The sequence below is a fragment of the Klebsiella sp. WP8-S18-ESBL-06 genome (assembly GCF_014169755.1).
Lineage (GTDB): Bacteria > Pseudomonadota > Gammaproteobacteria > Enterobacterales > Enterobacteriaceae > Kluyvera > Kluyvera ascorbata_B.
The window spans coordinates 157,395-177,087 of the sequence record NZ_AP022256.1 but is presented as its reverse complement, the minus strand read 5'-3'; the positions used below and the strand labels follow the sequence as shown (position 1 = coordinate 177,087).

Annotated in this window: 18 protein-coding genes; 12 read left to right on the top strand and 6 right to left on the bottom strand. The window is 57.5% G+C overall.

From position 1 onward, the window contains the following. Positions 1-239 precede the first annotated feature (239 nt). The 7 genes from gmk to fpr all read left to right on the top strand — a co-directional run bounded on the left by gmk (position 240) and on the right by fpr (position 8,025). The gene (gmk, locus tag H7R76_RS00850) at positions 240-863 is read left to right on the top strand and encodes a guanylate kinase (protein WP_106924947.1); all 624 of its coding nucleotides are present in this window, start codon (positions 240-242) and stop codon (positions 861-863) included. Positions 864-917: 54 nt separating this feature from the next. After that, positions 918-1,193: a DNA-directed RNA polymerase subunit omega gene (gene rpoZ / locus H7R76_RS00845; protein ID WP_000135058.1), complete on the top strand. Its 276-nt coding sequence runs from the start codon at positions 918-920 to the stop codon at positions 1,191-1,193. An 18-nt stretch (positions 1,194-1,211) separates the two neighbouring features. After that, positions 1,212-3,326, top strand: a complete 2,115-nt coding sequence (gene spoT / locus H7R76_RS00840; protein ID WP_106924946.1) for a bifunctional GTP diphosphokinase/guanosine-3',5'-bis pyrophosphate 3'-pyrophosphohydrolase — start codon at positions 1,212-1,214, stop codon at positions 3,324-3,326. A 4-nt stretch (positions 3,327-3,330) separates the two neighbouring features. Further along, on the top strand, positions 3,331-4,017 hold the full coding sequence (trmH, locus tag H7R76_RS00835) for a tRNA (guanosine(18)-2'-O)-methyltransferase TrmH (RefSeq protein ID WP_106924945.1): 687 nt from the start codon (positions 3,331-3,333) through the stop codon (positions 4,015-4,017). Between the two features lie 5 nt (positions 4,018-4,022). Beyond that, positions 4,023-6,104 (top strand): ATP-dependent DNA helicase RecG, encoded by a 2,082-nt coding sequence (gene recG, locus H7R76_RS00830; RefSeq protein ID WP_106924944.1) that lies wholly within the window; start codon positions 4,023-4,025, stop codon positions 6,102-6,104. Positions 6,105-6,172: 68 nt separating this feature from the next. Then, complete coding sequence (gene glpX / locus H7R76_RS00825) at positions 6,173-7,183, top strand: class II fructose-bisphosphatase (protein WP_106924943.1); 1,011 nt, start codon at positions 6,173-6,175, stop codon at positions 7,181-7,183. Between the two features lie 95 nt (positions 7,184-7,278). Then, positions 7,279-8,025 (top strand): ferredoxin--NADP(+) reductase, encoded by a 747-nt coding sequence (fpr, locus tag H7R76_RS00820; RefSeq protein ID WP_106924942.1) that lies wholly within the window; start codon positions 7,279-7,281, stop codon positions 8,023-8,025. Here the strand turns inward: fpr and H7R76_RS00815 are convergent. Then, the gene (locus H7R76_RS00815; protein ID WP_106924941.1) at positions 8,016-8,447 is read right to left on the bottom strand and encodes a DUF805 domain-containing protein; all 432 of its coding nucleotides are present in this window, start codon (positions 8,445-8,447) and stop codon (positions 8,016-8,018) included. The genes fpr and H7R76_RS00815 overlap by 10 nt on opposite strands. Positions 8,448-8,558: 111 nt before the next feature. Here H7R76_RS00815 and H7R76_RS00810 point away from each other — a divergent pair, with 111 nt between their 5' ends. Further along, a complete protein-coding gene (locus H7R76_RS00810; protein WP_106924940.1) occupies positions 8,559-9,155 on the top strand; it encodes a DUF1454 family protein in 597 nt (198 codons plus the stop codon). Between the two features lie 108 nt (positions 9,156-9,263). After that, positions 9,264-10,031 (top strand): triose-phosphate isomerase, encoded by a 768-nt coding sequence (gene tpiA / locus H7R76_RS00805; RefSeq protein WP_106924939.1) that lies wholly within the window; start codon positions 9,264-9,266, stop codon positions 10,029-10,031. 96 nt (positions 10,032-10,127) lie between these two features. Here the strand turns inward: tpiA and H7R76_RS00800 are convergent, their stop codons facing one another. From H7R76_RS00800 to zapB, 4 genes are all read right to left on the bottom strand, one after another. Further along, complete coding sequence (locus H7R76_RS00800) at positions 10,128-11,432, bottom strand: SLC13 family permease (RefSeq protein WP_182966744.1); 1,305 nt, start codon at positions 11,430-11,432, stop codon at positions 10,128-10,130. A 73-nt stretch (positions 11,433-11,505) separates the two neighbouring features. Beyond that, entirely contained in the window at positions 11,506-12,261 is a 756-nt protein-coding gene (locus H7R76_RS00795) for a CDP-diacylglycerol diphosphatase (protein WP_182966741.1), read from the bottom strand. 161 nt (positions 12,262-12,422) lie between these two features. Further along, positions 12,423-13,412, bottom strand: a complete 990-nt coding sequence (sbp, locus tag H7R76_RS00790) for a sulfate/thiosulfate ABC transporter substrate-binding protein Sbp (protein WP_182929805.1) — start codon at positions 13,410-13,412, stop codon at positions 12,423-12,425. 205 nt (positions 13,413-13,617) lie between these two features. Further along, the gene (zapB, locus tag H7R76_RS00785; protein ID WP_106924935.1) at positions 13,618-13,863 is read right to left on the bottom strand and encodes a septal ring assembly protein ZapB; all 246 of its coding nucleotides are present in this window, start codon (positions 13,861-13,863) and stop codon (positions 13,618-13,620) included. 420 nt (positions 13,864-14,283) lie between these two features. Here zapB and H7R76_RS00780 point away from each other — a divergent pair, with 420 nt between their 5' ends. Both H7R76_RS00780 and glpK read left to right on the top strand, forming a co-directional pair. Then, positions 14,284-15,132: an MIP/aquaporin family protein gene (locus H7R76_RS00780; protein ID WP_106924934.1), complete on the top strand. Its 849-nt coding sequence runs from the start codon at positions 14,284-14,286 to the stop codon at positions 15,130-15,132. A 21-nt stretch (positions 15,133-15,153) separates the two neighbouring features. Beyond that, positions 15,154-16,662 (top strand): glycerol kinase GlpK, encoded by a 1,509-nt coding sequence (glpK, locus tag H7R76_RS00775; protein WP_182966739.1) that lies wholly within the window; start codon positions 15,154-15,156, stop codon positions 16,660-16,662. A gap of 84 nt (positions 16,663-16,746) precedes the next feature. On the opposite strand, the gene gltS is transcribed toward glpK, so the two are convergent. Then, the gene (gltS, locus tag H7R76_RS00770; protein ID WP_106924932.1) at positions 16,747-17,949 is read right to left on the bottom strand and encodes a sodium/glutamate symporter; all 1,203 of its coding nucleotides are present in this window, start codon (positions 17,947-17,949) and stop codon (positions 16,747-16,749) included. Between the two features lie 282 nt (positions 17,950-18,231). Between gltS and H7R76_RS00765 the strand changes: the two genes are divergently transcribed. After that, positions 18,232-19,623, top strand: coding sequence for a nucleobase:cation symporter-2 family protein (locus H7R76_RS00765; protein WP_106924931.1), 1,392 nt, complete (start codon positions 18,232-18,234; stop codon positions 19,621-19,623). The last annotated feature ends 70 nt before the right edge of the window (positions 19,624-19,693 follow it).

Here is a 19,693-nt window from a genome sequence, read left to right as displayed (position 1 = left end):
GAACGCGCCGTTTGTAGCGCAGCCGTTTTCAGGGAGCGAGCGTCTGTGCGCCGTTTTCCGAGCAGGCTTCAGAGAAAATGGGTTTATTGCTGCAACGCAGGGATAATTCAGGAAAGCAACGCGCAAAATGAAAGAAACTGGCGCAAAAAGTGTGACAAAGGCTACGTCGTGCAGCGCCACCGTGTATAATAGGCCCGTATGTAAGTTCTCTTTCGATAATCACATACAAAAGACACACCATGGCTCAAGGCACGCTCTATATTGTTTCCGCCCCGAGTGGCGCGGGTAAATCCAGCCTGATTCAGGCTTTATTAAAAACCCAACCGTTGTACGACTCCCAGGTTTCTGTTTCACATACCACGCGCGCGCCGCGTCCGGGTGAAGTGCACGGTGAACACTATTTCTTTGTTAATCACGACGAATTCCGTTCGATGATTGGCGAAGGTGCGTTTCTGGAACACGCGGAAGTTTTTGGCAACTATTACGGCACCTCGCGTCAGGCTATCGAGCAGGTACTGGCGACCGGCGTTGATGTCTTCCTCGACATCGACTGGCAGGGCGCGCAGCAAATCCGTAAAAGCATGCCGGGCGCGCGCAGCATCTTTATTCTGCCGCCGTCTAAACTTGAGCTGGACCGTCGCCTGCGTGGCCGTGGCCAGGACAGCGAAGAAGTCATCGCAAAACGTATGGCTCAGGCAGTTGCAGAAATGAGCCATTACGCGGAATATGATTACCTTATCGTCAATGATGATTTCGATACCGCGCTGGGTGATTTTAAGACCATCCTTCGCGCTGAACGTCTGCGTATGAGCCGCCAAAAGCAGCGACATGACGCTTTAATCAGCAAATTATTGGCAGACTGAACCCACTTTCAGTATCATGCCCAGTCATTTCTTCACCTGTGGAGCATTTAAAGTATGGCACGCGTAACTGTTCAGGACGCTGTAGAGAAAATTGGTAACCGTTTTGACCTGGTACTGGTCGCCGCGCGTCGCGCTCGTCAGATGCAGGTAGGCGGCAAAGATCCGCTGGTACCGGAAGAAAACGATAAAACCACCGTAATCGCACTGCGCGAAATCGAAGAAGGTCTGATCAACAACCAGATCCTCGACGTGCGCGAGCGCCAGGAACAGCAAGAGCAGGAAGCCGCTGAATTACAAGCTGTTACCGCTATTGCTGAAGGTCGTCGTTAATTACATAGCGGGTCGCCCTTGTATCTGTTTGAGAGCCTGAATCAGCTGATTCAAAACTACCTGCCGGAAGACCAGATTAAGCGTCTTCGGCAGGCCTATCTCGTTGCACGTGACGCTCACGAGGGGCAAACACGTTCAAGCGGTGAACCCTATATCACGCACCCGGTAGCGGTAGCCTGCATTCTGGCCGAGATGAAACTCGACTATGAAACGCTGATGGCCGCCCTGCTGCACGACGTGATAGAAGATACCCCTGCCACCTACCAGGACATGGAGCAGCTCTTTGGTAAGAGCGTTGCTGAACTGGTAGAGGGGGTGTCTAAACTTGATAAGCTCAAGTTCCGCGATAAGAAAGAAGCGCAGGCTGAAAACTTTCGCAAAATGATCATGGCGATGGTGCAGGATATCCGCGTCATCCTCATCAAGCTTGCCGACCGTACCCACAACATGCGCACGTTGGGCTCATTGCGCCCGGACAAACGTCGCCGCATCGCCCGTGAAACGCTCGAAATCTACAGCCCGCTGGCCCACCGTTTAGGTATCCACCACATCAAAACCGAGCTCGAAGAGCTGGGCTTTGAAGCGCTGTACCCTAACCGTTATCGCGTCATCAAAGAAGTGGTGAAAGCCGCGCGCGGTAACCGTAAAGAGATGATTCAGAAGATCCTTTCTGAAATTGAAGGGCGTTTGCAGGAAGCGGGCATCCCGTGTCGCGTCAGCGGTCGCGAGAAACATCTGTACTCCATCTACTGCAAAATGGTGCTGAAAGAGCAGCGTTTTCACTCGATCATGGATATTTACGCGTTCCGCGTAATTGTCAACGATCTGGACACCTGCTACCGCGTACTGGGCCAGATGCACAGCCTGTATAAGCCGCGTCCGGGTCGCGTAAAAGACTACATCGCGATTCCAAAGGCGAACGGCTATCAATCGCTGCACACCTCCATGATTGGGCCGCATGGCGTCCCGGTTGAAGTCCAGATCCGTACCGAAGACATGGATCAAATGGCAGAGATGGGTGTGGCCGCGCACTGGGCCTACAAAGAGCATGGCGGCGAAAGCAGCACTACCGCGCAAATCCGCGCTCAGCGCTGGATGCAGAGCCTGCTGGAACTGCAGCAGAGCGCCGGCAGCTCGTTTGAATTTATTGAGAGCGTTAAATCCGATCTCTTCCCGGATGAGATTTACGTTTTCACCCCGGAAGGCCGTATTGTCGAACTGCCCGCTGGCGCTACGCCGGTGGACTTTGCCTACGCCGTGCATACCGATATCGGCCATGCCTGCGTCGGCGCGCGCGTCGACCGCCAGCCTTACCCGCTGTCGCAGCCGCTTTCCAGCGGCCAGACGGTAGAAATCATCACCGCGCCGGGCGCTCGCCCGAACGCCGCGTGGCTCAACTTTGTCGTCAGCTCGAAAGCGCGCGCCAAAATTCGCCAGATGCTGAAAAACCTCAAGCGCGACGATTCCGTCAGCCTGGGTCGCCGTCTGCTGAACCACGCGCTGGGCGGCAGCCGTAAGCTTGCGGAAATCCCGCCGGATCATGTTCAGCGCGAACTTGACCGCATGCGTCTTGCCACCCTTGACGATCTGCTGGCTGAAATCGGCCTCGGCAACGCCATGAGCGTGGTCGTGGCGAAAAATCTCCAGCAGGGGGAAGCCACGCCATCGGCACCGGGCGCCTCCGGGCACACCCATCTGCCAATAAAAGGCGCTGACGGCGTACTGATCACCTTCGCCAAATGCTGTCGTCCTATCCCCGGCGACCCGATCATCGCCCACGTCAGCCCGGGTAAAGGGCTGGTTATCCACCATGAATCGTGCCGCAACATTCGCGGCTATCAGAAAGAACCTGAGAAGTTCATGGCAGTCGAGTGGGACAAAGAGACGGCGCAGGAATTTATCACCGAAATTAAGGTCGATATGTTCAACCACCAGGGGGCGCTGGCCAACCTGACGGCAGCCATCAATACCGCGACGTCCAACATTCAGAGCCTGAATACGGAAGAGAAAGACGGCCGCGTTTACAGCGCCTTTATCCGCCTGACCGCGCGCGACCGTGTGCATCTGGCGAATATCATGCGCAAAATCCGCGTAATGCCGGACGTTATCAAAGTCACCCGTAACCGAAACTAGCTTTATGAATCTACAGCGTTATGCGCGTATCCGTGAGATGCTCGCCAGGCGTCAGCCCGATCTGACCGTCTGCATGGAAGAGGTCCACAAACCTCATAATGTTTCGGCGATCGTCCGTACCGCTGATGCTGTAGGCGTTCATGAAGTTCACGCGGTCTGGCCCAGCACCCGAATGCGCCCTATGGCATCGGCAGCGGGCAGCAACAGCTGGGTACAGGTGATAACCCATCCCACTATTGGCGATGCGGTCGGCCATTTAAAGGGCCAGGGCATGCAAATCCTGGCAACACACCTGTCAGACAAATCGGTCGATTTCCGTGAAATCGACTACACCCGCCCGACCTGTATTCTGATGGGGCAGGAAAAAACCGGTATCACCCAGGAAGCGTTAGCGCTCGCAGACCAGGACATCATTATTCCAATGATCGGCATGGTGCAGTCGCTCAACGTCTCCGTCGCCTCCGCCCTCATTCTTTACGAAGCTCAGCGCCAGCGTCAAAACGCGGGCATGTACAGCCGCGATAACAGCATGCTGGCTGACGAAGAGCAGCAGCGTCTGCTGTTTGAAGGCGGCTATCCGGTGCTGGCGAACGTCGCCAAACGCAAAGGCCTTCCCTACCCCCACGTTAACGAGCAGGGCGAAATCGAAGCCGATGCTGCGTGGTGGTCCACTATGCAGGCCACGGAGTAACCGCTATGCAAAGCCGTCTGCTGGATGCCGTTCCGCTCAACACGTTGACCGGCGTAGGCGCCGCGCAGAGCAGCCGGCTGGCAAAAATTGGCCTGCACACGGTGCAGGATTTGCTCCTGCACCTGCCGCTGCGCTACGAAGACCGCACCCAGCTTTATCCTATCGGTGAACTGCTTCCCGGCATCTACGTGACCGTGGAAGGCGAAGTCCTGAACTGCAATATCACCTTCGGCGGCCGCCGGATGATGACCTGCCAGATTAGCGACGGCACCGGCATCCTGACGATGCGCTTTTTCAACTTCAACGCGGCGATGAAAAACAGCCTCGCCACCGGGCGACGCGTGCTGGCCTACGGCGAAGCGAAGCGCGGCAAGTACGGCGCGGAGATGATCCACCCGGAATATCGGGTGCAGGGTGACCTCAGCACGCCGGATTTACAGGAGACCTTAACGCCGGTCTATCCCACCACCGAAGGCATCAAACAGGCCACGCTGCGTAAACTGACCGATCAAGCGCTGGATTTACTCGATACCTGCGCCATCAGCGAGCTGCTGCCGCCGGAACTGGCACAGGGGATGATGAGCCTGCCGGAAGCGCTGCGCACGCTGCACCGCCCGCCGCCGACGCTCCAGCTCGCCGATTTAGAAACCGGTAAACACCCGGCGCAGCAGCGTTTAATCCTGGAAGAGCTGCTGGCGCACAATCTCAGCATGCTGGCCTTGCGCGCGGGCGCGCAGCGTTTTCACGCTCAGCCTCTCAGCGCAAGCCGCGAGCTGAAAGATAAGTTTCTGGCTAATTTGCCGTTTAAGCCTACCGGTGCGCAGGCGCGGGTGACGGCTGAAATTGAACACGATATGGCGCTGGATATACCGATGATGCGCCTGGTGCAGGGTGACGTCGGCTCCGGTAAAACGCTGGTTGCCGCGCTGGCGGCGCTGCGCGCGATTGCCCACGGCAAGCAGGTCGCGCTGATGGCGCCGACCGAGCTGCTCGCCGAACAGCACGCTAATAACTTCCGCAGCTGGTTTGCGCCACTCGGCATTGAAGTCGGCTGGTTAGCGGGCAAGCAGAAAGGTAAAGCCCGTCAGGCACAGCAGGAGGCCATTTCCAGCGGCCAGGTGCAGATGATTGTCGGCACCCACGCCATTTTCCAGGAACAGGTGCAGTTTAACGGCCTGGCACTGGTCATCATCGATGAACAGCACCGCTTCGGCGTGCATCAGCGTCTGGCGCTGTGGGAAAAAGGCCAGCAGCAGGGCTTCCACCCACATCAGCTGATCATGACCGCTACGCCAATCCCGCGTACGCTGGCAATGACCGCCTACGCCGATCTCGACACGTCAGTCATTGATGAGCTACCGCCTGGCCGAACGCCGGTCACCACCGTCGCCATCCCGGATACCCGCCGTCATGACATTATCGACCGCGTACGCAACGCCTGCACCAGCGAAGGCCGCCAGGCCTACTGGGTGTGTACGCTGATTGAAGAGTCGGATCTACTGGAAGCCCAGGCGGCGGAAGCCACCTGTGAAGAGCTGAAGCTGGCGCTGCCGGAGCTGAATATTGGCCTCGTCCACGGGCGCATGAAGCCCGCCGAAAAGCAGGCCGTCATGCAGGCCTTCAAGCAAGGTGAACTGCATCTGCTGATTGCCACCACCGTCATTGAAGTGGGCGTGGATGTCCCCAACGCCAGCCTGATGATTATTGAAAACCCGGAGCGCCTGGGTCTGGCGCAGCTCCATCAGCTGCGTGGCCGCGTCGGCCGTGGTGCGGTGGCATCCCACTGCGTACTGCTGTATAAAGCGCCGCTGTCGAAAACCGCGCAAATGCGTCTGCAGGTGTTGCGCGACAGCAACGACGGCTTCGTGATCGCCCAGAAGGATCTCGAGATTCGCGGCCCCGGCGAGCTGCTCGGCACCCGCCAGACCGGCAATGCCGAATTTAAGGTGGCTGACCTGCTGCGCGATCAGGCGATGATCCCCGAAGTTCAGCGCCTGGCACGCCATATTCACGACCGTTATCCGCAGCAGGCTAACGCGCTTATTGAGCGCTGGATGCCGGAAACCGAACGTTATTCCAACGCGTAGCGATACCCACAGCCCGTTAAGGGCTGTGCTAAACTTCGCACAATTTCACTTCCCTGGACGAGTTTGTAATGAGACGAGAACTGGCTATCGAATTTTCGCGCGTCACCGAAGCGGCGGCGCTGGCAGGCTATAAATGGCTGGGCCGCGGCGACAAGAACACCGCCGACGGCGCGGCGGTCAACGCCATGCGTATTATGCTCAACAAGGTCAACATTGACGGCACCATCGTCATTGGCGAAGGCGAAATCGATGAAGCGCCAATGCTCTACATCGGCGAGTCCGTCGGTACCGGGAACGGCGATGCGGTAGATATCGCCGTTGACCCTATCGAAGGCACCCGCATGACGGCGATGGGTCAGGCCAACGCGCTGGCGGTGCTGGCGGTAGGCGATAAAGGCTGCTTCCTCAACGCGCCGGACATGTACATGGAAAAGCTGATTGTCGGCCCTGGCGCGAAAGGGACTATCGACCTCAACAAACCGTTGGAAGAGAACCTGCGTAATATCGCCCGCGCGCTGGATAAGCCGCTGAGCGAACTGACGGTCACCATTCTGGCGAAACCGCGCCACGATGGCGTGATTGCCGATCTACAAAAACTGGGCGTGCGCGTGTTCGCCATTCCGGACGGTGACGTTGCGGCCTCGATTCTGACCTGCATGCCGGACAGCGAAGTCGACGTGATGTACGGTATCGGCGGTGCGCCGGAAGGCGTTGTCTCCGCCGCGGTCATTCGCGCACTGGACGGCGATATGCACGGCCGCCTGCTAGCCCGCCATCACGTCAAAGGCGATAGCGAAGAGAACCGCCGCATTGGTGAAAACGAACTGGAGCGCTGTAAAGCGATGGGCATTGAGGCCGGTATCGTACTGACGCTGGACGACATGGCGCGCAGCGACAACGTGATTTTCTCCGCGACCGGCATTACCAAAGGTGACCTGCTGGACGGCATTACCCGCAAGGGCAATATCGCCACCACCGAGACGCTGCTGATTCGCGGTAAATCCCGCACCATCCGCCGCATTCAGTCGATTCACTACCTCGATCGCAAAGACACTGAAATCCAGCGTCACATTCTTTAACCCGTTTGATCAATTGAGCTTTCCAGCCTTTTCGGGCTGGAAATCTTCTCTCGTCGCGGTGAAGATAAGATAACGAGAATGAGAGGAGATTCGCCATGGCAGATTGGGTTACGGGCAAAGTCGTTAAAGTACAGAACTGGACCGACGCACTGTTTAGCCTTACCGTCCACGCGCCGGTTCACCCGTTTACCGCCGGACAGTTCGCCAAGCTGGGGCTCGACATCGACGGCGAGCGGGTACAACGCGCCTACTCTTACGTTAACGCCCCCAGCAATCCCGATCTTGAGTTCTATCTGGTCACCGTTCCGGACGGCAAGCTCAGCCCACGCCTGGCCGCGTTAAAGCCGGGAGATGAAGTGCAGGTCGTCAGTGAAGCCGCAGGATTTTTCGTGCTGGAAGAGGTGCCCGACTGCGAAACCCTGTGGATGCTGGCAACCGGTACGGCGATTGGCCCCTACCTCTCGATTCTCGAAGAAGGGAAAGACCTGGAACGCTTTAAAAATCTGGTGCTGGTCCACGCCGCGCGCTACGCCGCCGACCTCAGCTACCTGCCGCAGATGCGGGCGCTGGCAGAGCGCTATGCCGGAAAGCTACGCATTCAGACGGTCGTCAGCCGCGAAACAACGCCGGGGATGCTGACCGGGCGCGTTCCCGCGCTGATTGAAAGCGGTGCGCTGGAAGCCGCCGTTGGTTTACCGATGAATGCGCAGACCAGCCATGTGATGCTGTGCGGTAACCCGCAGATGGTGCGCGATACCCAACAGCTGCTGAAAGAGACCCGCCAGATGACCAAGCACCTGCGCCGTCGGCCGGGCCACATGACCGCCGAACACTACTGGTGATCGGCGCGGTACTTCACGGCCTGCGTGTCTTTACCGTATTTATTTTCGCCCTGGGTGCCAACAAATGCGCCCAGGTCTATCAGCATCATGACGATAATCAGCGTAGGAATAAACCGCCCTACGCCCCACTGCCATACGCCGGGCAGCATTGACCAATTACCCGCCAGCAGCATCCACGCCAGCACCATCAGTAGCGCCCAGAGGCCTGATTTCCCGCGGTCGTGCAGACGCTTAATCGTCACCGCCGCTGTCGGCCACAGCAGACACACCAGCATAAATGCCGCCGTTTGCAGATCGACCAGCCCGCCGCCGGCAAGGCTGAACAGCGCCACCATCGTGACGGCCCATATGGCAATCCAAATCCAGAAGTCGCGGCGCCCAATACGCCCTTTAATGGAAAACAACCATTGCTGTAGAGTCATGTAGCCTTTCCTTTATCGTTGTGCCGCGTAGTTTACCCCGAAGTGGGCACATTTTGACAAGCGAGGCGGTTCCCGTTTTAATCGTCATCTGCAAAGAAGAGGACAATTGGCATGAAACACTGGATCACGCTCTGTCTGGCAGGGCTCATCACGCTGAGCTTCAGCCAGGCTTCGCTGTCGGCGGAAAAGCCCGCCGCCGTTGCCCCATACCTGTTGGCGGGCGCTCCGGCGTTTGACCTCTCCATCAGCCAGTTCCGGGAACAATTCAATACGCAGAATCCCGGCCTGCCGCTCGGTGAATTTCGCTCGATTGCCTCCAGCCGGGACCAGCTCACGATTACCCGCGCCGCCAGCAAGATAAATGAAAACCTCTACGCCTCAACGGCGCTGGAGCGCGGCACCCTGAAGATTAAATCTATCCAGATAACCTGGCTGCCCATTCAGGGGCCGGAGCAGAAGGCGGCAAAAAACAAAGCGCTGGAGTACATGAGCGCCCTGATGCGCGCGGTCCTCCCGACGCTAACCAAACCGCAAAGCCAGCAAAAACTGCAAAAGCTGCTATCGCAGGGGAAGGGAAAACATTACTTCGCCAGCACTGAAGGCGCCGTGCGCTATGTTGTCGCAGATAATGGCGAAAAAGGGCTGACCTTCGCCGTTGAACCGATTAAGCTGGCGCTATCTGAAAATCTTGAAGGGGACAATAAATGATAAAAAGCAAAGCCTTCAAAGCGATCAATCTCTATACTGTTTCACAGACCATGCTGCCCTGACGGGCGGCCATATTCCTTAATTCGCTGACAAGCGTGGAGAATCGAAATGCGACATCCTTTAGTGATGGGTAACTGGAAACTGAACGGCAGCCGCCACATGGTACACGAGCTGATTGCTAACCTGCGTACCGAGCTGGCCGGCGTAGCTGGCTGCGGCGTGGCTATCGCGCCGCCGGAAATGTATATCGATATGGCTAAGCATGCCGCTGCCGGCAGCCACATCCACCTGGGCGCGCAAAACGTTGACCTGAACCTGTCCGGCGCATTCACCGGTGAAACCTCCGCTGAAATGCTGAAAGATGTTGGCGCAACCTACATCATCATCGGTCACTCTGAGCGTCGTACCTACCACAAAGAATCTGACGAGCTGATCGCGAAGAAATTTGCCGTGCTGAAAGAACAGGGTCTGATCCCGGTTCTGTGCATCGGTGAAACCGAAGCTGAAAACGAAGCGGGCAAAACTGAAGAAGTGTGCGCACGTCAGATCGACGCTGTGCTGAAAACTCAGGGCGCTGCGGCCTTCGAAGGCGCGGTTATTGCTTACGAACCGGTATGGGCTATCGGTACCGGCAAATCTGCTACCCCAGCTCAGGCTCAGGCGGTTCACAAATTCATTCGTGACCACATCGCGAAAGCTGACGCGAAAATCGCTGAACAGGTTATCATCCAGTACGGCGGTTCCGTGAACGCGGGCAACGCAGCAGAACTGTTCACCCAGCCGGACATCGACGGCGCGCTGGTTGGCGGCGCATCCCTGAAAGCAGACGCTTTCGCGGTGATCGTTAAAGCGGCAGAAGCGGCGAAAAACGCGTAAGATTTTGAACCTGGCCACCGCGCCAGGTTTTAATAAACCGGCCCTATGGCCGGTTTTTTTGTAGGCCGGATAAGCGCAGCGCCATCTGGCAGATGCTCATAGCTTGCCCAGCACCTGATACCACACATAGTCCAGCGGCAACAGCAGCAGATAACTCACCGCTGCCAGCGCCAGACACAGCAACATCCCCGCGCGCGCGGGCACTTTCCCTAGCGCCATCGCCACCACAATCGGTGATGCCTGATACGGCAGCAGCGGCGTCGAGTAGCCCAGTACCTGAATCATGATCACGCTCAGCAGCGGGAAGCCGGTGGCATCCGAGAAGCTCTGAGCAAAGGTGGTATACAGCGCCGGTACGCCGTTGGCGGTCATAATAAAGTTCAGCGCGCTGGTAATGCCGGTCAACGCCAGGAAGCTGGTAAACGGCGCATCCTCACTCAGCGGCATAATATGCAGCAGCGCATTGCCCACCTCATCGCCAATTCCCGTTTGGGTAACGGTGATCGCCAGCCCAAGGATCCCGGCCACATAAATACAGGTACGCATATTCACGCCGCTGGCAAATTCATCGCCGGAAATAAACCCAACGCGCGGCAACAGCGTGACAACCGCCGCCACCAGCCCCGTCCAGGCGGGCCCAATGCCGTGCCAGCTCTCCGTCACCCACAACGTCAGCACCACCGCCAGCAGCCACGCCAGACGCTTCTCGTCACCGCTCATCGGCGGCAGCGGCTCAAGATCGCGGGGCGGATGCGGTTTACCGGGAAACAGCCAGCAGATCAGGCCAATCAGCACCGCGCCTTTCAGCCAGCCCAGCACCGGAGTATGCAGCAGCAGATAAGGTACATAGTTCAGGTGGATCCCATAGGCCCCTTCCGCCGCCCCGCTCATCACCAGGTTAGGTACGTTGGCGGGCAAAATAGTGGCCGAAAGCTGGAAAGTACCGAAACCGACCGCCAGCGCCAGGCCGTACCACGCACGGGTACCGTCCTCAATACCGGCGCGTTTCGCCATCGCCGCCACAATCGGCATCAGCAGCGCGATACGTCCCATATTGGAAGGCATCACAAACGCCAGCGCATAGCTCAGCAGCACGACGCTCGCGACCATCAGTGGCCAGGAGTCCGTCAGCCGCGCCGACAACGCCCGCGCCGCCCGGTCGGCCAGCCCCGTCTTGCGGATGGCAATGCCGAGCACAAACCCGCTAAAAACCAGCCAGAAGGCCGAAGAGGCAAAGCCACCAAAAATAACGTCCGGCGGGGCAATTTTCGCCGTCATCGCTGCCGCGAAAAACAGCAGCGCGGTAATAAACTCCGGCAGCAGCGACGTCGCCCACAGCAGGATAGTCACGCCAACGATCAGTGAAGGGAGGAAAAGAGGGTGAGAAAACCAGAGCGACATACCTGTCTCCTGTCGTTTTTTTCAGCAAGCATACGACGACAGGCCAGACAGGTAAACGCCAGATTAGGTGGGGTTATTGCAGAATCTCGCAGCGATGATCCTGGATTTCTTCGGCGGAGGCGCGGTTCAGCGTCAGCAGGTTGCGCTCGGTTGCCAGCAGCAACAGCGAGTCATCGCTTTGCTTAACCAACGCCAGCGCAAAACGCCCCATATGATCACGTGCTTCCGGTACTTCTTCCGCCAGCATCAGGAACGGGCTACGCTGCGCCAGCTCATTTTCGGTGACGCGACGCGCCAGATATTCATGCCCCATCAACCCACCCGGCAGCGGTAGCCAGCGGCTGCTAATGGCGGCGATATCACCGTCTAACTGCTCACGAACGTCTTTGCGCAGGCAGGAAATATGGATATGAAAATGGTTTTGCGTCCGCCCGGTACGGGAGTTTATGGTCAGAGAGATCGCGCTATCGGGGACTTCCGCGCCCCGCTTGTCGCTCATGATCATACGACGCTGCCACGCTTGCCAGAAAAAGTTCGGCGTCAGCGGGTCAAGCAGCAGCGGGCTTTCAGTACCATTGATACGGTAGGTTGGCATCAGCAGATACTGCAACGGACCGTTGCGATCTTTAAACAGCACGTAGCCACCCTTCGGGTTCACGTCAGCGCACGGCTTCGGGGTCTGATGCTCGAGCTGGTTGGGTACGCACTGCTCCAGCACAATCTGGCGTAGGGCGTCCGGGTTGCCGGCGTTCAGCCAGTACCAGCCGCTGGCGCCTGCCGCAATGGCCATCACCAGCAGCGCGGCCAGCAGGTATTTTAACCTTGTCATGTGTTCTCCCCATGTTAAACCGAGGGGGAAGAGTAACGCAGTTTTGTGACCAACAGAACATTGGCAGTCTGGCGTGCATTGCCGGATGGCGGCGTAAACGCCTTATCCGGCCTACGAGGCACAAAAAAATGCCCGGCAGATTAGCCGGGCGTTTTTCGAGATTAACGCTTACTGATTTGGTCGAAGGTGCCGCCGTTGGAGAAATGCTCTTTCTGCGCTTTCGTCCAGCCGCCGAACTCATCGTCGATGGTAAACAGCTTCAGTTTCGGGAACGCGTTTTCATACTTCTTCGCCACCGCCGGGTCACGCGGACGGTAGAAGTTCTTCGCCGCAATCTCCTGGCCTTCAGGCGAGTAGAGGTACTTCAGGTAGGCTTCCGCCACCGCGGTCGTGCCTTTTTTCTCCGCCACTTTGTCGACCACGGAAACGGTCGGCTCGGCAAGAATCGACTCGCTCGGGGTGACTATCTCGAACTTGTCTTTACCCAGCTCGGTTGTCGCCAGCAGCGCTTCGTTTTCCCACGCAATCAGCACGTCGCCAATGCCGCGTTCTACGAAGGTGTTGGTGGAGCCGCGCGCGCCGGAGTCCAGCACTTCCACGTTCTTATACAGCGCCTTCACGAAGTCCTGCGCTTTAGCCTGGTCGTTGTTGTTGTGGTGCAGGGCGTAGCCCCAGGCCGCCAGGTAGTTCCAGCGAGCGCCGCCGGAGCTTTTCGGGTTCGGGGTAATCACGGAAACGCCCGGTTTGATCAGATCGTTCCAGTCATGAATCTGTTTCGGGTTGCCTTTACGCACCAGGAACACGATGGTGGAGGTGTACGGCGCAGAGTTATCCGGCAGGCGTTTGATCCAGTTTTTGTCAATACGCCCGCGCTCGGCGATGGCGTCAACGTCATAGGCCAGCGCCAGGGTCACCACGTCGGCATCAATACCGTTGATGACGGAGGTCGCCTGCTTACCGGAGCCACCGTGGGACTGACGAATCAGCACGTTATCACCGGTTTCTTTTTTCCAGTGCGCGCTGAACGCCTTGTTATATTGCTCATACAGTTCACGCGTCGGATCGTAAGACACGTTCAGTAATTGAATATCCTTAGCCAGTACGCTGGTGGAAGCCAGCAAAAGAGTCAACCCTACGCCCCACTTGTTCATCGCCCGCTCTCTTATCTGTTGTGTTGTAATGGGGCTAGCCTGCCAGAAATCTAACCAATGATTAAAGAATAAAAAAAGATTGATTATGCAGTTTTGAAATATATGAAAGCGGACTCAGCGCGGATGCGCGAAATCACTCAGCGGGGGAAAATCAGAAGGGAAAAGCTTCCCCAGGAAGTTAGCAACCGCCCGGGGAGAGGTGGAATCAGACTTCTTCCATGCGGCCCAGCAGCGCCTGCAGACGATCCTGCCAGCCGCTCTGCTGTTCTTTCAGCTGGTTGTTTTCACGTTCCAGCTCTTCACGGCTATGCTGTGCAGCCTGTACATCCTGCGCCAGCGTGTTGTTCTTTTCTTTCAGCTCTTCGATTTCCATCTGCAACAGCGTGATGGTATCAATCGCCTGCTGAACTTTCGCTTCCAGTTTCTCAAACACTTCTAATGACATCGTCATACCTCTCCTGATCTTGCAAGGCGTTGATATCGTCCCGGAACCCCGGTGACGCCTTAACGTAAATAAGCGCACGGCTTGTGGTCGATTGTATGAAGCCCAGTAGCCCCTGTCCAGCGCCAGAGCCTGTAGATTGCGGTTCTCCGCAATTTTCGGTCTAGACCTGGAGCATAGACATCAATACTCATTAAATTGTTTACTGTTTAACAAGCGAAATGTTCCCTTCCTCACACTTTTCGTTCCAAAACTGTGCGTTTTTTGGCGCGAAAACGCTCATTTCTTGACGTGACACACACATTTCAATTTCGATATTTCTCGTTTACGCTCGCTAACGATAAATTAACACTATGCCTACAAGGCAACATGAGCGTCGCGAACGCTTATGCACACAATAATCATCAATTAGTCTTCAGGATTCCGATTATGAGCCAGACATCAACCTTAAAAGGCCAGTGCATCGCAGAGTTTCTCGGTACCGGATTGTTGATATTTTTCGGCGTGGGATGTGTTGCTGCGCTGAAGGTCGCCGGTGCGAGCTTCGGCCAGTGGGAAATCAGTATCATCTGGGGTCTGGGCGTGGCGATGGCCATCTACCTGACCGCTGGGGTTTCCGGCGCGCATCTTAATCCGGCAGTGACCATTGCCCTGTGGCTGTTCGCCTGCTTCGACGGCCGCAAAGTCGTGCCGTTTATCGTTGCCCAGTTTGCTGGCGCCTTCTGCGCCGCCGCGCTGGTCTACGGTCTGTACTACAACCTTTTCATCGACTTCGAACACACGCACAATATGGTGCGCGGCAGCGTAGAAAGCCTTGAGCTGGCGGGTATTTTCTCCACCTATCCAAACCCGCATATCAATTTTGTGCAGGCATTCGCGGTAGAAATGGTGATTACCGCTATCCTGATGGGCGTTATCCTGGCGCTGACCGACGATGGCAACGGTATTCCGCGTGGGCCGCTGGCACCGCTGCTGATTGGCCTGCTGATTGCAGTTATCGGCGCCTCCATGGGCCCGTTGACCGGCTTTGCGATGAACCCGGCGCGTGACATTGGGCCAAAAGCCTTCGCCTGGCTGGCAGGCTGGGGCGACGTCGCCTTCACCGGCGGCAAAGATATCCCGTATTTCCTGGTGCCGCTGTGTGCGCCAATCGTGGGCGCGGCGCTGGGCGCATTCAGCTACCGCAAGCTGATTGGCCGTCACCTGCCCTGCGACACCTGCGAGGTTGAAGAGCCGAAAGCGGCCTCCAGCCAGAATCAACACAATGCTTCGCTGTAATCTGACTACGGAACGTTCATTATGACTGACAAAAAATATATCGTTGCGCTCGACCAGGGCACCACCAGCTCCCGCGCCGTCGTTATGGATCATGACGCCAATATCATCAGTGTTTCACAGCGCGAATTTGAACAAATTTATCCAAAGCCAGGCTGGGTTGAGCATGACCCTATGGAGATTTGGGCGACCCAGAGCTCCACGCTCGTCGAAGTGCTGGCAAAAGCCGACATTAGCTCTGACCAGATTGCCGCTATCGGTATTACCAACCAGCGTGAAACGACCGTCGTGTGGGAACGCGAAACCGGTAAGCCGATTTACAACGCCATCGTCTGGCAGTGCCGCCGTACGGCGGATATCTGCGAGCAGCTCAAGCGCGACGGTATGGAAGAGTACGTGCGTAGCGCCACCGGCCTGGTGGTCGACCCGTACTTCTCCGGAACCAAAGTGAAGTGGATCCTCGACCACGTTGAAGGCTCCCGCGAGCGCGCAAGACGCGGCGAACTGTTGTTCGGCACCGTCGACACCTGGCTTATCTGGAAAATGACCCAGGGCCGCGTGCACGTTACCGATTACACCAACGCTTCGCGCACCATGCTGTTCAACATCAACACCCTTGAGTGGGATGACAAAATGCTGGACGCGCTGGATATTCCGCGCGCCATGCTGCCGGAAGTGCGCAAGTCATCCGAAGTGTACGGCCAGACCAACATCGGCGGCAAAGGCGGTACCCGTATTCCTATCGCCGGGATTGCCGGTGACCAGCAGGCGGCGCTGTTCGGCCAGCTGTGCGTGAAGGAAGGGATGGCGAAAAACACCTACGGCACCGGCTGCTTTATGCTGATGAACACCGGTGAAAAAGCGGTGGCTTCCAGCCACGGCCTGCTAACCACCATCGCCTGCGGCCCGCGCGGTGAGGTGAACTACGCGCTGGAAGGTGCGGTGTTTATGGCTGGCGCTTCTATTCAGTGGCTGCGCGACGAGATGAAGCTGATTAGCGACGCCTTCGACTCCGAATACTTCGCCACCAAAGTGAAGGACACCAACGGCGTGTACGTGGTACCGGCGTTTACCGGCCTCGGCGCACCGTACTGGGACCCGTACGCTCGCGGTGCCATCTTCGGTCTGACCCGCGGCGTGAACTCGAATCACATTATCCGCGCGACGCTGGAGTCTATCGCCTACCAGACGCGTGACGTGCTGGAGGCAATGCAGGCCGACTCCGGCATTCGTCTGCACGCCCTGCGCGTCGACGGCGGTGCGGTTGCCAACAACTTCCTGATACAGTTCCAGTCCGACATTCTGGGCACCCGCGTAGAACGCCCGGAAGTCCGTGAAGTCACGGCGCTGGGCGCGGCCTACCTTGCTGGCCTGGCGGTCGGCTTCTGGCAGAATCTGGATGAGCTGCAGGAGAAAGCGGTCATTGAGCGCGAATTCCGCCCGGGCATTGAGACAACCGAGCGTAACTTCCGCTACAGCGGCTGGAAAAAAGCGGTGAAACGCGCGCTGGCGTGGGAAGAGCACGAAGAATAAGACAACGTGCAGAGGTATGTAGGCCTGATAAGCGAAGCGCCATCAGGCAAAAAAATGCCGGAGCCGACCTCCGGCATTTTCACATTAAGCAAACATCGGCAGCATCAAATACAGCTTAATCACCAGGGCATTGACGATATCAATAAAGAACGCGCCGACCATCGGCACCACCAGGAACGCCGTATGCGACGGTCCAAAACGCTCGGTAATAGCCTGCATATTGGCAATCGCCGTAGGCGTCGCGCCTAAACCAAAACCACAGTGCCCCGCGGCCAGCACCGCCGCATCGTAGTTTTTGCCCATCATCCGGTAGGTCACGAAAATGGCGTACAGCCCCATTGCCATTGCCTGCGTGGCCAGAATCACCAGCATCGGCAGCGCCAGCGACGCCAGCTCCCACAGCTTCAGGCTCATCAGCGCCATCGCCAGAAACAGCGACAGGCTCACATTGCCCATCACCGAAACCGCGCGTTCAAACACGCGATAAAAGCCCAGAAGCGCCATTCCGTTGCTGAGGATCACCCCCACAAACAGCACGCAGACGAAGGTTGGCAGCTCCAGCGCCGTGCCTGCCAGCAGTTGCGCAATGACTTTACCTGCCGTCAGACAAATGGCGATCATGGCGATCGTTTCAATCAGCACCAGCGAGGTAATGCTGCGCCCGACGTCCGGTTTTTCAAACGCCGTCGGTACGGCCTGGTCATCCGGCGTTCCATTCGGCGACGACGAATGCTTCACCAGATAACGCGCCACCGGGCCGCCAATCAGGCCGCCGAGCACCAGACCAAACGTGGCACAGGCCATCGCCACTTCGGTAGCATTGGCAAACCCGTAGCGCTCGATAAACAGTTTACTCCACGCCGCGCCGGTACCATGACCGCCGGAGAGAGTAATAGAACCGGCCAGCAGACCCATCAGCGGGTCCAGCCCCAGCAGCTTCGCCATACCGATGCCCAGCGCGTTTTGCAGCAGCAGCAGCCCGACCACCACTATCAGGAACGTACCCAGCACTTTGCCGCCCGCGCGCAGGCTGGCGATATTAGCATTCAGGCCAATGGTGGCGAAGAACGCCAGCATAAGCGGGTCCTTCAGGCTCATGTCGAAGTCAATCTCCCAGCCGATACTCTGCTTTAATACCAGCAGCGCGAGCGCGACCAGCAGGCCGCCCGCAACGGGCTCGGGGATAGTGTATTTTTTGAGAAGGGGGACACTCTGGACCAGCTTGCGTCCGAGCAGCAACACCAGCGTTGCGGCAACGAGCGTCGATAAGGTATCGAGATGAAACATAATTACAGCTCCTTACTAAACGCATGATCCATTCATACGCGACCAATTTCCGATGTCGAGATCGCCTCCTCATGAGACGTCGGCCCAAAGTTTAAGCTCGAAAAGCGCGAAAGTGATAGAAAAAGGTACGATTTGTCCTCATTTTCGTTAAGCGACCCGATTAAGCCCTGCTTTTTGTCCGCCTATTTTCCGCAATTTTTCATGGTTACTGAATGCAACCGTTTGCTTTTACCAACCAGTCGGCTAAAATCGCCACTTTTCCACCACGAGATAGCCTCTGAGATGTCCTCTAACACACTCGATCAAGCCAATGCGCAACCGATTGCGCATAAGCAAACCAGCGAACTGATTTACCGCCTGGAAGACCGTCCGCCGCTTCCGCAAACCCTGTTTGCCGCGCTCCAGCACCTGCTGGCGATGTTTGTGGCGGTGATCACCCCAGCGCTGCTGATCTGCCAGGCTCTCGGCCTCCCGGCTCAGGATACCCAGCACATTATCAGCATGTCGTTATTCGCTTCCGGTGTGGCATCTATCATTCAGATTAAAGCCTGGGGCCCGGTGGGTTCCGGTCTGCTGTCGATTCAGGGCACCAGCTTCAACTTCGTGGCGCCGCTGATTATGGGCGGCACGGCGCTGAAAACCGGCGGTGCGGACGTACCAACCATGATGGCAGCGCTGTTCGGTACCCTGATGCTGGCCAGCTGTACAGAGATGGTGTTATCTCGCGTACTGCATCTGGCACGTCGCGTGATTACGCCGCTGGTCTCCGGCGTGGTGGTAATGATTATCGGCCTGTCGCTGATTCAGGTCGGCCTGACCTCCATCGGCGGCGGCTACGCGGCGATGGCCAACAATACCTTCGGCGCGCCGAAAAACCTGCTGCTGGCGGGCGTGGTGCTGGGCATGATTATTCTGCTTAACCGTCAGCGTAACCCGTACCTGCGCATCGCCTCACTGGTCATCGCCATGGCGGCGGGCTACCTGCTGGCATGGTTCCTCGGCATGCTGCCGGAAAACACCACGCCGTCGAACACCAGCCTGATTATGGTACCGACGCCGTTGTACTATGGCTTAGGCATCGACTGGAACCTGCTGCTGCCGCTGATGCTGGTGTTTATGATCACCTCGCTGGAAACTATCGGCGACATTACCGCCACCTCTGACGTTTCCGAGCAGCCGGTCTCAGGCCCGGTCTATATGAAACGCCTGAAGGGCGGCGTGCTGGCAAACGGCCTCAATTCCTGCGTCTCTGCGGTGTTCAATACCTTCCCGAACTCCTGCTTTGGCCAGAATAACGGTGTGATTCAGCTAACCGGCGTCGCCAGCCGCTATGTGGGCTTCGTGGTGGCGCTGATGCTGATCGTCCTCGGCCTGTTCCCGGCGGTCAGCGGCTTTGTGCAGCACATTCCGGAACCGGTACTCGGCGGGGCAACGCTGGTGATGTTCGGCACGATCGCCGCGTCGGGCGTGCGCATTGTCTCGCGCGAACCGCTGAACCGCCGCGCCATCCTGATTATTGCGCTGTCGCTGGCCGTGGGTCTGGGCGTTTCTCAGCAGCCGCAGATCCTGCAGTTCGCCCCGGACTGGCTGAAAAACCTGCTTTCTTCCGGCATCGCAGCCGGCGGTATCACCGCTATTATCCTGAACCTGATCTTCCCGGCCGAAAAAGAGTAACCCTCTGCGCGGCAGTGGCAACGCCCACTGCCGCCGACATCGAATAATACGATTCCCGCCTTGAGGATTG

Bases quoted from the DNA above. Each gene is read 5' to 3' on its own strand.
- gmk (WP_106924947.1), top strand. From the start codon at position 240: ATGGCTCAAGGCACGCTCTATATTGTTTCCGCCCCGAGTGGCGCGGGT.
- H7R76_RS00780 (WP_106924934.1), top strand. From the start codon at position 14,284: ATGAGCCAGACATCAACCTTAAAAGGCCAGTGCATCGCAGAGTTTCTC.
- H7R76_RS00765 (WP_106924931.1), top strand. From the start codon at position 18,232: ATGTCCTCTAACACACTCGATCAAGCCAATGCGCAACCGATTGCGCAT.
- H7R76_RS00815 (WP_106924941.1), bottom strand. From the start codon at position 8,447: ATGACTCTACAGCAATGGTTGTTTTCCATTAAAGGGCGTATTGGGCGC.
- glpK (WP_182966739.1), top strand. From the start codon at position 15,154: ATGACTGACAAAAAATATATCGTTGCGCTCGACCAGGGCACCACCAGC.
- zapB (WP_106924935.1), bottom strand. From the start codon at position 13,863: ATGACGATGTCATTAGAAGTGTTTGAGAAACTGGAAGCGAAAGTTCAG.
- H7R76_RS00795 (WP_182966741.1), bottom strand. From the start codon at position 12,261: ATGACAAGGTTAAAATACCTGCTGGCCGCGCTGCTGGTGATGGCCATT.
- tpiA (WP_106924939.1), top strand. From the start codon at position 9,264: ATGCGACATCCTTTAGTGATGGGTAACTGGAAACTGAACGGCAGCCGC.
- sbp (WP_182929805.1), bottom strand. From the start codon at position 13,412: ATGAACAAGTGGGGCGTAGGGTTGACTCTTTTGCTGGCTTCCACCAGC.
- trmH (WP_106924945.1), top strand. From the start codon at position 3,331: ATGAATCTACAGCGTTATGCGCGTATCCGTGAGATGCTCGCCAGGCGT.
- gltS (WP_106924932.1), bottom strand. From the start codon at position 17,949: ATGTTTCATCTCGATACCTTATCGACGCTCGTTGCCGCAACGCTGGTG.
- H7R76_RS00800 (WP_182966744.1), bottom strand. From the start codon at position 11,432: ATGTCGCTCTGGTTTTCTCACCCTCTTTTCCTCCCTTCACTGATCGTT.
- glpX (WP_106924943.1), top strand. From the start codon at position 6,173: ATGAGACGAGAACTGGCTATCGAATTTTCGCGCGTCACCGAAGCGGCG.
- recG (WP_106924944.1), top strand. From the start codon at position 4,023: ATGCAAAGCCGTCTGCTGGATGCCGTTCCGCTCAACACGTTGACCGGC.
- fpr (WP_106924942.1), top strand. From the start codon at position 7,279: ATGGCAGATTGGGTTACGGGCAAAGTCGTTAAAGTACAGAACTGGACC.
- rpoZ (WP_000135058.1), top strand. From the start codon at position 918: ATGGCACGCGTAACTGTTCAGGACGCTGTAGAGAAAATTGGTAACCGT.
- H7R76_RS00810 (WP_106924940.1), top strand. From the start codon at position 8,559: ATGAAACACTGGATCACGCTCTGTCTGGCAGGGCTCATCACGCTGAGC.